The sequence below is a fragment of the Nonomuraea turcica genome (assembly GCF_030718205.1).
Taxonomy (GTDB): Bacteria; Actinomycetota; Actinomycetes; order Streptosporangiales; family Streptosporangiaceae; genus Nonomuraea.
On the sequence record NZ_JAUZQF010000014.1, the window covers coordinates 202,452 to 214,885 of the forward strand.

The following is a 12,434-nucleotide window of genomic DNA, read 5'->3' on the forward strand; positions in this document are numbered from 1 at the left end:
GGTCGTGAACGTGACCAGCACGCTCGCGATCCACAATCCCCATCCGCCGAAAAAGACCTGGATCCAGCCGGGGCCAGGTACGAGATCAGCAGACGTTGCCGGCAGTGACGTCACCACGCGCTCCCTTCCAGGACTCGATGCAGGCCATCAGCCAGTGCTTCTGATTCAGCATCCGCGGTCCCGGCCATGGCTGTCGTCCCGGCCAGCGGCCGTCTGGACTACCTGCTGGCTGGAATGCCGGCGTCCCGGCTACCGGCCGGTGGCGGGCAGCTCGGCCCGCAGCGTGGTGCCCTGTGCAGGCGGTCTACTCGGGAAAGCATAAAACTCACGGCCTGCTGTTCCTGGCCCTCACCGACACCGCCGGGAACCTGCTGTGGATCTCTGCCGCCCGGCCGGGCCGGTCCTCCTGGATCACCACCGCCCGCCGCAACAACCTCGTTCAGAAGTTGTGCGAGGCGGGTCTGGGCGCGCTGGCCGATCTCGGCATGGTGGGCCTCGACGACGACCTTGAGGGCTCGGTCGTCATCGCCGGCCGCAAGGCCACCTGCACCAAACCCCTCACCACCGCCGAGAAGCAGGTCAACCGGCTGATCAGTAGCGAGCGTGCCCCGGTCGAGCACGGATTTGCCGACCTGAAGGACTGGCGGATCCTCACCAAGCTCCGCATAAATCCGGCTTAGTCCACCATGCTGCTACGCGCGCTGCTGGTGCTGATCAACAGCGATCACTCGGTGACAGATGATGAATCGCGATGATCTCTCGCATCACCTGGGCGGGTACCCCCAAGCGAGGTTATCGCTCGGCTGGCACCCTCTCGGAGGGCCTGAGGAAGAAGATGCCGAGGGCCAGGATCAGGATGAAGGGGATGTCGGTCAGGAACTTGCTCCAGTAGCGGTCCAGGTCCGTGGCCGCCTGCGCGACCATGAGCAGGGCGTGGGCAAGATTGGCCCACATTGTGAAGGACAGGAACGACCTGTGGGCGAGCGGGTTCCGAGCCGCCACCAGGAGGAACACGCTCCACACGATGTAGATCGTGAACAGCATGGGCGGCACGTGGGCATGCTCGTGGCCGGAGCTGATGTCGTTCCAGATCGTCCAGTTCAGCGGGCCGCCGGCCTCCGCCAGCAGGGGTGTCTGCACGATGAACCCGATGAAGAGCGGCACGAAGATCGCGAGTGACATCACGCCGTAAACGCGTAGGAACGCGGCGAGGGCGCGAGGCCTTCTGTCCTGGTTGTGGTCGTCCATGTCGAGCCTCTCTCGTAGCCATTGCATGGTCGGACACTACAACTCTTTAGTTGGAAAAAACAACCATGAAGATGGATTGACAGACTATCGCTGGTAGGGTGGGAACATGGCCGGCAAGCGGAGTTACGGCGACGGATGCGCAATCGCGCACGCACTCGAACTCGTGGGAGAGCGCTGGGCACTTCTGGTTGTCCGGGAGCTGATCCTCGGACCCAAACGTTTCACGGACCTGCGCGCCGGGCTGCCAGGGATCAGCGCGGACATCTTGACCCAGCGCCTGCGCGAGCTCGAGGAGGCCGGCATCGTGCAGCGCCGCAAGCTCTCCCCGCCCGCCGGCTCCTGGATCTACGAACTGACCGGTTGGGGCGCCGAGCTGGAGCCCATCGTCACCGACCTCGCCCGCTGGAGCAGCCGCTCTCCCGCGCTGCCGCACGACGTCCCGCTCAGCGCCGACTCCGCCGCCCTGTCACTGAAGGCCCTGTTCGCGCCTGCCGTCGGCGAAGCGCTCGACCTCACCGTCGGCCTGCGGCTCGGCGAGCACCATTTCCTGCTGCGGTTGGACCGCGATCGCCTCCACCTGGCCCGCGTCGACTCCAGCCCGGCACAGGCGGACCTGGTCATCGAGACCAGCCCGCGGGCCCTGGCCGCCGTGCTCGGCCACGCCCGCACCCTCGACGACGTCCTTACCACCGGCGACCTCACCCTGACCGGGCCGCGGGCCACCGCAGAGCGCTTTCTACGCCTCTTCCCACCCCCAGAGCCGGTCACCGAAATTTCAGCGCGTCAAGGGTGAGAGGGTGGCGCGGCGTGCCGCGAACCACCACTCCTCTCACGTCAGTCCAAGCGCCCGTCCCACGGTCAGCGCGGTGGTCTGGTCCGCGGCGACGGCCAGCCAGGAGGTGCGGTCCTTGTCCGCGCATAGCATGGACGTGGCCTCGATCTCCGCCAGCCAGCTCGGTGCGGGCTTCAGATCGCGGGCGCCTGCCACGCGGGGGAAGTGCGGGTGGAGGCGATCACCAAGATGTGGCGGCCGTCGCGCGGCGTAGCTGTAGACGGTCGCTGGGATCTCGCCAACTCCTTCTGGGTCGTTCCACGCCAGGCGTAGGCGCCGATGCGGGGCAGCAGCGGGCCCGGCTTCTGACCGAGGGTCAGCACATCGGCACGCTGAAGGTCGGCGGCGGCCAGGAGCGGGGCCGGCTGCGTCTCGATCAGCCTTGGCGCCATCGCCAGCGCGATGACGTCGAGTGCCACCCCTGCCCCCCGCTGCAAAGCCGAACCCGGTTCGCCCTGCCGCTCGTGTGGGCGCTCACGGGATTGACCCACCTTCGGCTCACGGAATTGACCCACGGGACGGTGAACGACGGCCGACCGACCGAAGCACAGTGCGGAGCCGACACGTCCGCAGACCAAGCTGCGGCCCACCTACTCCTCGCTGCTGCTTTGCCCTGTCCGCTCGCCCGGACGGTGCCGTGGACGACGAGCGACCACACTGTCCACGGCGAGCGGACAGCGGGTCAATTGCGTGAGCGGATCACGCCCCAACGGGAACATTCCGTGAGCGACGACACTCGCGCGGCGGATGTGGTCTTCAACCTGGCCCGCAGGCTGACGCCGTCGCCAGCCGACGCCGAAGACCTGGTGCAGGAGACCTGCGCCCGAGCGTGGGCTGCCTGGGTCGACGGCCGCCCCCCGCCACGCCGCCCCCTGGCTGGCCACCATCTGCCTCAACCTGGGACGCGACCGGCTGCGCCGCAGCGCCACCCACGCGGAGGTGCCGTTGCCGCCCGGCTTCGACCCTCCTGGGCCGGCCGACGTGGCAGGCGAGGCGATCACCCACTGCATGATCGAGGCGTCCCTGCACCGCCTGCCCGAGGAACAGCGGATCGCGGTGATCTTGATGGATCTGTGCGGGTTCACCACCGCCGAGGTCGCGGCCATCACCGACGCGCCTCGCGGCACCGTCCTGGCACGAGTCCATCGCGGGCGCAAGAAGCTGGCCCAAGCCGCCGTGGAGGTGAAGTCCGGTGCGCCACGATCCTGAGCGCGACGCCGCCGCCTACCTGGCCGGTGAACTCGGCCTGTGGTTCGAGCGGCACATGCTGGACTTCCGCGACTGCTGGGCCGAGGCCACCACCGCACGACAGGGGCGGATGCTCGCCGAGTCCCTGCGCGAGGTGGCGCCGCCGTCGACCCGCGAGCGCATCCGGCCGGTCGCAGAGCTGACCCAGGAGCCGCAGCGGCGACGCCGTCCGTACCTACTGCTCGCCGCCGCGGTGGCGGTACTGATCGCCGTCGCGTCGCTCGGGAGGCGGCTTCCGACTTCCGCGTGAGAACAAGTCCTTAGAACGAATCGGAGATCAATCGCGCTCCCCCGGCACGACTCGATCTTGCTCCGAGAATGGCGCATTTCTGCGAATCGCACAGCGTGACCTTCGTCACCATGAGTGATGATGACGGTAGAGTCGCGATCATGGCGGACACCGACTCCGGCATGGAGCGGGATGGACTCGTCCTGGCCGACGCCTGCCGGTGCCCGAGACTCTGCGGCGTCTTATCGGCAGCGTGTTGGAATGCCACCGCGGCAAGCTCCACAATGACGCCACGTCCTGCCCGTGGAATGGCGGGGTGCCGCTCATCGGCGGCTGCAGCTTGGACGTGCAGCCCGTTCAGACGTCGAGGTGGCCGAGTTTCTCGGCGAGGATCCCGACTTATCCGCTGATCCAAAGGACCGAGACCCGTGCACCTCACCCCTTCGACCGTGTCCTCCGAGCAGGAGACTCGTGACGATGAGCGGCGCCGCCTCGGCGTCATCGGTGGCCTGGCCGCCCTCTCCCTGGACGCCATTTCGTCGGTGGCCTACGGACCGGAGGCGATGGTGCTCGTGCTCGCCCTTGCCGGCGGTGTGGCGCTCGACTTCACGCTTCCGCTCACGATCGCCATCGCCCTGCTTCTCGCTGTGCTGACCCTCTCCTACCGGCAGGTCATCGCCACCTTTCCGGAGGGTGGTGGAGCATACGGCGTGGCCAGGGCCTATCTCGGCCGCCATGCCTCTCTGGTGGCGGGCGCGAGCCTGATCGTGGACTACGTGCTCAACGTGGCCGTCGCCGTATCCGCCGGGGTAGCCGCCCTTACCTCCGCGTTGCCGGAGTTGCTGCCGTATACGACGTTGCTCTGCCTCATCGTGCTGGCCCTGATCACCGCGGTTAACATGCGCGGCATCACGGCGAGCGCGCGAGCCTTCATCGGCCCCACGGTGGTCTTCCTGGCCCTGGTTCTCTTGATGATCGTCGTCGGCCTGATCCGCGATGAGCCTGCCGTACGGCTGCCCGCCGCCCATCCACCCCCGGTGGAGACCGTGGGCGTGCTGCTGTTGCTGCGGGCGTTCTCCAACGGCTGCGCTTCGCTCACCGGGGTCGAGGCCATCGCCAATGCCGTGCCGTCGTTCCGCAAGCCACGGATCAAGCGCGCCCAGCACGCCGAAGTCGCCCTCGGCGCCCTGCTCGGCGTCATGCTGATCGGCATAGCGATCCTGATCGAGAAGTTCTCCGTCTTCCCTCACCCCGACGTGACCGTGCTCGGCCAGGTAGCCCAGGTCTCGCTCGGCGACGGAGCGTTCTTCTACCTGGTCCAGTTCAGCACCGTGGTGCTGCTCGGGCTGGCCGCCAACACCTCCTTCGGTGGGCTGCCCGTGCTGGCGCACCTGCTCGCCAAGGACGACAACCTGCCGCACTTCTTCGCGCTGCGCGGCGAGCGGCCGGTCTATAGATACGGCATGACCTTTCTCGCCGTCGTCGCGGCCCTGCTGCTGATCGCGGCCCGCGGCGAGACGAACCTGCTCGTGCCGCTCTTCGCGATCGGAGTGTTCGTCGGGTTCACGCTCTCACAGGTCGGCATGGTCCGGCATTGGCACGCCGCTCGGTCGCCTGGCTGGCGGGGCAAGGCTGCGGTGAACGGCCTTGGCGCGCTGCTCACCGGCATAGCTATGATCGTGGTCAGCTTCTCCAAGTTCACCGAGGGCGGCTGGCTGATCATAATCACGTTGCCGCTGATTGTGCTCGCCATGGACCGGATCAACCGGGCCTACTCCCGCATCGGCGAGAGGCTGGGCACGGGAAGGACACCGGCGCCGCCGGAGCCGCTTCCTTCGGTGGTCATCGTGCCCGTGCACGCGGTGAACCAGCTGACCAGGCAGGCTCTGACTGCAGCCCTGTCCCTGGGCGATCGCGTGGTGGCGGTGAACATCGGCCATCCCGACGATGCGGGCGAGGCACGGAGGTTCGCCGAGGTGTGGCAGCGCTGGCATCCCGTAGTCGAGCTCGTGCAACTCTTCGACGTCCATCGCAGGCTCGCCAAGCCGTTGATCGAGTATCTCAGGCAGGTGCCGGAACCACAGGTCTTCGTGCTCATCTCACAGCTCGAACCCGAACGCCTGTGGCAGCGGATCCTGCAGAACCAGCGTGGCGCCGTCCTCTCCCGCGCGCTGCATCGCCGTACCGACACAGTGGTCTGCCGGATGCGGTTTCGCATCGATTCCCCGGCCCCTGCGCCCACCAAAGACGAGCGGTGACGAAACCGTCGAGAAGGCGCGTGGTGTCACTCCCGATGGCCTGGTGCGAGTGCACAAAGGGTCCGGTCAGTCGGCACGTAGTTCCCTGATGACTGCGATAGCGTCGCCCACCAGGTCGACGGGGCAGCCCCAGTAGTCGTAGATTCCTCCGCTGGCACGGTTGCTGCCGCAGATGACGAAGACGCCGGTCCCCAGCTGACCTTTGAGACGGGTGGCCAGCCAGCCGACGAAGCCACTGTTGTCCAGGTCGGCGGGGAAGTGAAAGGAGAAGACTCCGAATTGTTCGACCCCGTCGAGCTCCTGGGCGAACGGGACCAAGGCGCTCCAGCTCTCGTTGTCCCGGACCACCGCCAGTGTGTCACCGGTAAGGGCTGGTGGGCGGTCGGCCGGAGACTCCTCGAAACACCAGACGCCGTTGTGCACGACGAACCCGGCTGCCGCGATCACGCGTCGTAGGCGCGCTTCCGTCTGCTTCGCAGTCTCCATACTGACGCTGACCATGGATGGGTCTCCTCGATTCATGTGGCTGTGATCCACTCTGACATCTTGGGCAGTCGCGCCCCGGACAGGGAAAGGCCTCCCCGTCCTGGCGACGATCTTCACAACGTCGTCCGCCGACTTGCTGATTCCGGCCGCCTTCACGGCGAGTTACGCGGCATGCTCATCTCGAATGGTGGCCAACAATCATCGGCGGCGGGCCGCGCGGTGGAGCTGGGTCATGAGCTCGCGGCTGGTGGCGCGGGCGGCGGCGAGGTCTTCGTCGCGTTCTTCGAGTTGCAGGCGTAGGTCGATGGTCTGTTGCTCCAGGTGAGTGATTTTCTGGTTGAGGGCGTCGATGCCGGTGGACGTGCCGAGTCCGGACTGGCGCCAGACCTCGATCCCGTCCATCGGGCTGGCCTGCAGGAGGTCGTGGCGGACCGCCCACTTGCAGAACGAGGCGCATTGGCGGCGCTCGTTCTCCGCGCCGCTCACACTCCACTGGCTCATGGACAGAGGCTCCTTTCGCAGGGCGACGATCTGGGGGAAGTCCATCTCGACATATGCTGAGAGGAGAAGGATCCCGAGCTACGGGGAAGTCCCCGCGGATCACTCGGGCGGCCCTCCAACCCTTCGGCGGTGTGGGTAGGGGCATCCGGATGTTGTCGATGATCAAGCCAGGGACGTACGCCCGGACCAAGGCCAGCGGCTCTGGTCCGTCGCTCGCTTGCCCCACCTCTTCGAAGTCGGAGCACTGGAGAAGACTGGCCAGGACTTCGCGCAGCAGGACGTCGTCGTCGGCCGCGGGCATGCGCGGCCGTTCGTTCCTCGCCTCCTGGATCCCGCTCGGGGTCGGTCCTGTCATCGTCTTCCCCAACGTATCCGCTGGCGCCCTGGACAACCCCTGGCGGCGCTCGACGTCAGGGAGCCGGCGGTGCGCGCAGGGCTGAACGGCCGGATGATGATTGCCAGCACTGGGCTCGCGATGATCATCGCGATCACGTTCACGATCCTCTATCTTGCGATCGCCGACCTCGGCAGGTCGTCCGCGCTGGCCCGGCACTCCCGACAGGAGCTGGTGATCATCGGGGACCTCTCGAAGCTGATCATCGATGCCGAGACCGGGTTGCGGGGGTTCGTCATCACCCGGGAAGAACTCTTCCTGGAGCCCTGGTACGCGGCGCGGCGAGACTTTCCGGAGCAGGCCCGGGAGCTGGCGGCCTTTGCCGACGATCCCGGACAGCGGCGCCGCGCAAGCCAACTGGTGGCGCAGGGGGTCTCGTACATCGAGGAATACTCCGTCCCAGTCGTGAGGGCCGTCCGGCGCGGCGATCCGGCAACGCACAGCGTCGCGACGACGCTGGAAGGAAAGCGTCAGGTCGATGCTCTCCGGAACGCGTTCGATCGCTACACCGCCGACGAACGGGCCATTCTCGATCGCGAGCAGGACGCGGCCGACCGCGACGCCCAGCGCGCGGTGATGGTTTCCATGGTCGGGCTGGCCGGCTCGGTCGCGCTCATGATCCTATTCGCCACATACCTCAGTCGGGCCATCGTCCAGCCGGTACGGCGCGCGGCGCAGATGGCCGACCAGCTCGCGGGCGGCGACCTCGGCATCCGAATGTCCGGTACCGGGGTGGGCGAAACCGGCACCCTGGAGCGCTCGCTCAACGCGATGGCGCAGTCACTCCAGGACAACCGCGACGAGCTGCGGCGACTCGCCGACGAGCAGGTTGCCTTGCGCCGGGTAGCGACGCTCGTGGCGCATGGCCTACCCCCGGCCGAGATCTTCGCCGCCGTAGCCGAAGAGGCTGGGAGGATCCTGGGCGCGGACGCGACCACCATGTTGCGCTATGAAGCCGACGGTACGGCCACGGTCGTCGCGGCGTGGGGCGAGATGTGGGGTCCGGACCTCAGCGCCGGTGTCGGCCTCGGCGGGCGGCTGTCGTTTGAGGACAGCACTGTTGCAGCCCGGGTCCGAGACAGCGGCCTCCCGGCCCGTGCGGATCTTGTCACTGGCTCTCCGAGCTCGATCGCTGCGTTCCAGCAGCAGCCGGCGTTCCTGCGTGAGCTAGGTGTACGCTCGATCGTCGGTGTCCCGATCGCTGTCGAGGGGCACCTCTGGGGTGTTGCGGGCGCCTTCTCGGCAGGAAACAAACCGCTCCCCGACTGGACCGAGGCCCGCCTCGCCGACTTCACAGACCTCGTCGCCACGGCAATCGCCAATTCCCAGGCCCGGGCCGATCTGGCCGCCTCGCGGGCGCGGGTGGTGGCAGCCGGCGACCAGACCCGGCGCAGGCTCGAGCGTGATTTGCACGACGGCGTTCAGCAGCGCCTGGTCTCGCTCGCGCTCGCAATCCGCGCTGCCCAGGCCGGTGTGCCGCCGACGCTACCGAAACTGCACGCTGAATTGTCCGAGGCCGTGAGCGCGTTGGCGGCCATCATGGAGGATCTGCGGGACATCTCGCGCGGCATCCACCCGGCCATCCTCTCCGAAGGCGGGCTCGCCGCGGCTCTCAAGGCCTTGGCTCGACGTTCCTCCATCCCGGTCGAACTCGATGTACCCAGCGATCTCCGGCTCGGCGAATCGGTAGACGTTGCGGCGTACTACGTTGCGGCCGAAGCGCTGACCAACGCCGCGAAGCACGCACACGCTTCGGTCGTCCAAGTCGAGGCCGCCGTGCGGTCCGGGCGGCTGTATCTGGCGGTCCGCGACGACGGCGTCGGCGGCGCCGATCTACGACGGGGTACCGGCTTGATCGGGCTCACCGACCGCGTGGAGGCTCTCGGTGGAACGATCATGATCTCCAGTCCGCCAGGCAAGGGCACTTCCCTGCAGGTCGAACTGCCCGTAGACGACGCGTGATCATGGCATCCGTGTCATGGTGATCTCCGCCGCTCTTTGGGCTTGCTGGTATTTCGCCATTGTCCGGCTCGGAAAATTGTCGCTGCTGGTGCGGCAGCGATTGTCTCGGCTGGCAGCACGTCCAGCACGAGCGAGACCAGCCGCTGTTGGATGCCGTTGTGCAGGCCGCTGTGGGTGGCACCTTGGGCATCGCGGAAAAGCACGTCCGCAGCATCCTCACCAAGCTCGGCCTGGCCGAGACCAGCGACGACCACCGCCGGATACTGGCCGTCCTCACCTTCCTAAGGCCCGCTGAGCAGTCGGCGGATGGCCGCCCCCGACAGGGCCGACTTGGGCAGGAATCCGATCATCGGGCTCGCCTCAATGATCTGTCCGAGGTCCTCCTCGCTCCGTGCGGAGATCATGATGACTGGGATACGCTCCAGCCGGGTGGCCACGTCGAAGCCGTTCTCCTCGCCCAGCCCGACGTCGACCAGCGCCACGTCCGGCCGCAGCCGCGAGGCCGCCGCCACCGCCTCATCTCCGGTGGCGGCCACGCCGACGACCCGCACCCCCTGCAGTTCCAGCAGTCGGCGCGCCGCCTCCGCGAACTGGGGGTTGTCGTCGACGATCAGACACCGCACTTCCACAGCACCAGGCTGGCACCCGTTGCGTGCGCTGGGCATCCCCGCTAGCTGGAATCGGCCGGATCTGGCGGCCAGCCGGTAGCAGGCAATTCCAGCTAGCCGGAATCCCTTCTGGGCGTCACCTATGGTGCCGGGCGACCGCTCCATCGGAGCCCGGATGACCATCGCGACAGTGGCCTCTTCGGCGCCATCATCTTCGCGGAACAACCTCCATATCATGCGCCTCGGGGTGATGCTGGCGAGCTGCGGCGGACGAGCTCGCTGGCAATCTGGAACCGCAACCGCGCCATGGTTGCGATCTTTGTGAGCCGGATTGGCCACTGTGTGTGGTTGCTAGCGGGCGGGCGTAGCGGTTTCGGGCTGCGCCGGAGTCCGCAGCGATTCGGGCGGTCTTGACGTGGAATCCGATGACCTGGCGGCGACGGATGGGACGGCGAGGGCGTAGTCGACGGCGTGTTCAATGGTGCGGCAGCTGCGCCGGGCATGGATCCGGGACGTGCGCGCCTCCGCCTTGCCGAGTGCCTGGAGGATGCCCTGCTCGCAGCGGGCGTGCTGGACGGCCGCGTTGGGGCTGAGGAGTGGCGGGATGCCGGTCAGCTGCCGTACCACGCCGGCCGCTGCGGATAGCCGGGCAGCGTGGAAGTACTCGCCCCTCGACTCGGCGATCCAGGACAGCGGCTCGATCGCGGAAACCGTACCGACGGCGTCGTGGAGCTCGAGTTCAATGGCCAGGGCCCGCCGCAGGTGGTCCTCTGCGGTCGCGTCGTCTCCTCGCATCCAGGTGTTCCATCCCAGGGCGCACAGGATGTACGACCGCCAGTAGTGCTCGTCCAGTTCCTCACTGGCAGACAGCCCCCGCTCGGCGATCGCCCGGCCACGGTCGAGGTCACCGGCGTCCGTGCAGGCCGTGACAAGCAGGCATATCGACGTCAGGACCCCGGAGGGGTCGCCTGCGCGCCGGTGCACGGCGATGGCCTGATCGAGCAGGCCGATCGCCTCCGCTGCGCGCGCCTGGAAGATCGCGTTGGCGCCGCGCCAAGTGAGCACATACGCTCGGGCGACCTCGTCGCCCCGCTCAGCGGCCAGCAGCGCGCACTCCTCGAGCCTGGCGGCCACGGCCTCATGATCCCCCTGCTGAAGGGACACCCACGCGGCGGCCCACAGCGCGGTCGGGCGGGCGGGACTGGACTCGGGAGAGGCGGCCAGCGCCCTATCCAGCCACCGCCGTCCCTCATGGCGGTAGCCGTTGACGCACCAGTGATAGCGAAGCGCAGCCGCCAGAGCCAGCGCCGCACCCGCTTCGGCCGGGTCGGCCAGGGACCACTCCAGCGCGGCCTGCAGGTTGTCGTGCTCCGCGCGCAGCAGGGCCAGAACGTCTCGCTGCGCGGGACCGCACCACCGGGCTGCGGCCCGCTCGGCCAGGCCGAGATAATGGTCACGGTGGCGACAGGCCACGCGGCGAGTCTCGCCGGAGACGGCCAGCCGCTCGCGGCCGAACTCGCGGATCGTTTCCAGCATGCGGTAGCGCACAGCGCCGTCCGTCTCGACCCGCTGGATGATCGACCGGGTCACCAGATCATCAACGAGGTCGAGAATGTCCGCGCCGTCAAGTCCGGCGCCCGCGCAGACGCTCTCGGCGGCGTCCAGGTCGAACCCGCCGGCGAACACCGACAACCGCGCCCACAGCAGCCGCTGCGGCGGGGTGCACAGCTCGTGACTCCAGTCGATCGTGTTGCGCAGGGTCCGCTGGCGGTGCGGGGCCGGGCGGCCGCCGGCGGTCGGGAGCGTGAAGCGGTCGTCCAGCTGGCCGGCCACCTGCTCGAGCGGCAGCTCGCCGAGCCGAGCGGCGGCCAGCTCGATCGCCAGGGGTATGCCCTCCAGCCGCGTGCAGAGCGTGGCCACGGCGCGCCGGTTGGCCGTGGTGAGCACGAAGCCGGGCTCGCCGCCCGGCGCACGCGGCGTGGTGGGGCGCATCGTGCGGGCGAGCAGCAGGCGTACCGATTCGCATCTGGCCAGCGCGGCCGTGCTCGGCAGGCGGGCGGGATCTGGAACCGGGAGGGGCGGCACCGCCAGTACATGTTCCCCTTCGACGCCCAGCGTCTGCCGGCTGGTGGCCAGCACGTGCAGGGCCGGGGCTCTGCGCAGCAACATGTCGACGAAGGTCGCGCACCCCTCCAGCAGGTGCTCGCAGTTGTCCAGCACAATGAGCAGCCGGCGGTCGGCCAGGAAGTCAGCCAGATGGTCCTGTGGCCGGCGCGCCGACCATGCCTGGATTCCGCCGAGCGCGGTGGCCGCCGTCTTGGCGACCAACGTACCGTCCGGGACGGGCGCCAGCTCCACCGGCCACACGCCGTCGGGGAAGGCCTGCGAGATTCTGGCGGCCGTCTCCATCGCCAGCCGCGTCTTGCCGACCCCACCCGCGCCGGTCAGCGTGACCAGCCGCGCCTGTGACAGTGCCCTGCGGGTCTTGGCGATCTCGCGCCGCCGCCCAAAGAAGCCGTCTTCCATCATCGTTTCCTCCATGACGGGTGCGCCGCACCAAGGTGGACAACGCCGGCCGGCGCCCGCGGAACGCTTCCCTGCACAGGCGCGTCGAGCATGGTCGCGCTGCGGGCGCCCACGAGTATGGCCGGGTCGCGACTGGCGTGCG

General features: G+C 68.3%; 14 protein-coding genes and 1 pseudogene. 7 read left to right on the forward strand and 8 right to left on the reverse strand.

The genetic code is table 11. From position 1 onward, the window contains the following. Nucleotides 1–170: 170 nt before the first annotated feature. Nucleotides 171–680 (forward strand): transposase family protein, encoded by a 510-nt coding sequence (locus tag Q9G87_RS33525; protein WP_371825864.1) that lies wholly within the window; start codon nt 171–173, stop codon nt 678–680. Nucleotides 681–792: 112 nt separating this feature from the next. On the opposite strand, the gene Q9G87_RS33530 is transcribed toward Q9G87_RS33525, so the two are convergent. Next, on the reverse strand, nt 793–1,275 hold the full coding sequence (locus tag Q9G87_RS33530; RefSeq protein ID WP_305920550.1) for a DUF6632 domain-containing protein: 483 nt from the start codon (nt 1,273–1,275) through the stop codon (nt 793–795). Nucleotides 1,276–1,354: 79 nt separating this feature from the next. On the opposite strand from Q9G87_RS33530, the gene Q9G87_RS33535 reads away from it, so the two are divergent. Next, entirely contained in the window at nt 1,355–2,041 is a 687-nt protein-coding gene (locus Q9G87_RS33535; protein ID WP_305920551.1) for a winged helix-turn-helix transcriptional regulator, read from the forward strand. 36 nt (nt 2,042–2,077) lie between these two features. On the opposite strand, the gene Q9G87_RS33540 is transcribed toward Q9G87_RS33535, so the two are convergent. Both Q9G87_RS33540 and Q9G87_RS33545 read right to left on the reverse strand, forming a co-directional pair. Next, nucleotides 2,078–2,236: a hypothetical protein gene (locus tag Q9G87_RS33540; RefSeq protein WP_305920552.1), complete on the reverse strand. Its 159-nt coding sequence runs from the start codon at nt 2,234–2,236 to the stop codon at nt 2,078–2,080. Then, nucleotides 2,215–2,499: a hypothetical protein gene (locus Q9G87_RS33545; protein WP_305920553.1), complete on the reverse strand. Its 285-nt coding sequence runs from the start codon at nt 2,497–2,499 to the stop codon at nt 2,215–2,217. The genes Q9G87_RS33540 and Q9G87_RS33545 overlap by 22 nt, the downstream gene beginning before the upstream one ends. A gap of 330 nt (nt 2,500–2,829) precedes the next feature. On the opposite strand from Q9G87_RS33545, the pseudogene Q9G87_RS60855 reads away from it, so the two are divergent. The 4 genes and pseudogenes from Q9G87_RS60855 to Q9G87_RS33560 all read left to right on the forward strand — a co-directional run. Continuing rightward, nucleotides 2,830–2,916: pseudogene (locus tag Q9G87_RS60855) on the forward strand (sigma factor); the annotation flags it as partial. Between the two features lie 103 nt (nt 2,917–3,019). Then, nucleotides 3,020–3,289, forward strand: a complete 270-nt coding sequence (locus Q9G87_RS33550) for an RNA polymerase sigma factor (protein WP_305920554.1) — start codon at nt 3,020–3,022, stop codon at nt 3,287–3,289. Next, nucleotides 3,273–3,578 (forward strand): hypothetical protein, encoded by a 306-nt coding sequence (locus Q9G87_RS33555; protein WP_305920555.1) that lies wholly within the window; start codon nt 3,273–3,275, stop codon nt 3,576–3,578. Before Q9G87_RS33550 ends, Q9G87_RS33555 begins: the two co-directional genes overlap by 17 nt. 407 nt (nt 3,579–3,985) lie before the next feature. Then, the gene (locus Q9G87_RS33560; RefSeq protein ID WP_305920556.1) at nt 3,986–5,815 is read left to right on the forward strand and encodes an APC family permease; all 1,830 of its coding nucleotides are present in this window, start codon (nt 3,986–3,988) and stop codon (nt 5,813–5,815) included. A 66-nt stretch (nt 5,816–5,881) separates the two neighbouring features. On the opposite strand, the gene Q9G87_RS33565 is transcribed toward Q9G87_RS33560, so the two are convergent. Together Q9G87_RS33565 and Q9G87_RS33570 are read right to left on the reverse strand one after the other, a co-directional pair. Continuing rightward, the gene (locus Q9G87_RS33565) at nt 5,882–6,316 is read right to left on the reverse strand and encodes a DUF6196 family protein (RefSeq protein WP_305920557.1); all 435 of its coding nucleotides are present in this window, start codon (nt 6,314–6,316) and stop codon (nt 5,882–5,884) included. Nucleotides 6,317–6,499: 183 nt separating this feature from the next. Further along, nucleotides 6,500–6,802: a hypothetical protein gene (locus Q9G87_RS33570; RefSeq protein WP_305920558.1), complete on the reverse strand. Its 303-nt coding sequence runs from the start codon at nt 6,800–6,802 to the stop codon at nt 6,500–6,502. A 424-nt stretch (nt 6,803–7,226) separates the two neighbouring features. Here Q9G87_RS33570 and Q9G87_RS33575 point away from each other — a divergent pair, with 424 nt between their 5' ends. Beyond that, on the forward strand, nt 7,227–9,158 hold the full coding sequence (locus Q9G87_RS33575) for a CHASE3 domain-containing protein (protein ID WP_305920559.1): 1,932 nt from the start codon (nt 7,227–7,229) through the stop codon (nt 9,156–9,158). A 14-nt stretch (nt 9,159–9,172) separates the two neighbouring features. Here Q9G87_RS33575 and Q9G87_RS33580 read toward each other — a convergent pair whose 3' ends face one another. The 3 genes from Q9G87_RS33580 to Q9G87_RS33590 form a co-directional block, all read right to left on the reverse strand. Next, entirely contained in the window at nt 9,173–9,412 is a 240-nt protein-coding gene (locus Q9G87_RS33580) for a hypothetical protein (RefSeq protein WP_305920560.1), read from the reverse strand. A gap of 27 nt (nt 9,413–9,439) precedes the next feature. Further along, entirely contained in the window at nt 9,440–9,787 is a 348-nt protein-coding gene (locus Q9G87_RS33585; RefSeq protein ID WP_305920561.1) for a response regulator, read from the reverse strand. 330 nt (nt 9,788–10,117) lie between these two features. Continuing rightward, nucleotides 10,118–12,295, reverse strand: coding sequence for an ATP-binding protein (locus tag Q9G87_RS33590; protein WP_305920562.1), 2,178 nt, complete (start codon nt 12,293–12,295; stop codon nt 10,118–10,120). Between the last annotated feature and the right edge of the window lie 139 nt (nt 12,296–12,434).

Coding starts and splice junctions, on each gene's coding strand:
- Q9G87_RS33530 (WP_305920550.1), bottom strand. CDS start 1,275: ATGCAATGGCTACGAGAGAGGCTCGACATGGACGACCACAACCAGGAC.
- Q9G87_RS33535 (WP_305920551.1), top strand. CDS start 1,355: ATGGCCGGCAAGCGGAGTTACGGCGACGGATGCGCAATCGCGCACGCA.
- Q9G87_RS33565 (WP_305920557.1), bottom strand. CDS start 6,316: ATGGTCAGCGTCAGTATGGAGACTGCGAAGCAGACGGAAGCGCGCCTA.
- Q9G87_RS33570 (WP_305920558.1), bottom strand. CDS start 6,802: ATGAGCCAGTGGAGTGTGAGCGGCGCGGAGAACGAGCGCCGCCAATGC.
- Q9G87_RS33590 (WP_305920562.1), bottom strand. CDS start 12,295: ATGATGGAAGACGGCTTCTTTGGGCGGCGGCGCGAGATCGCCAAGACC.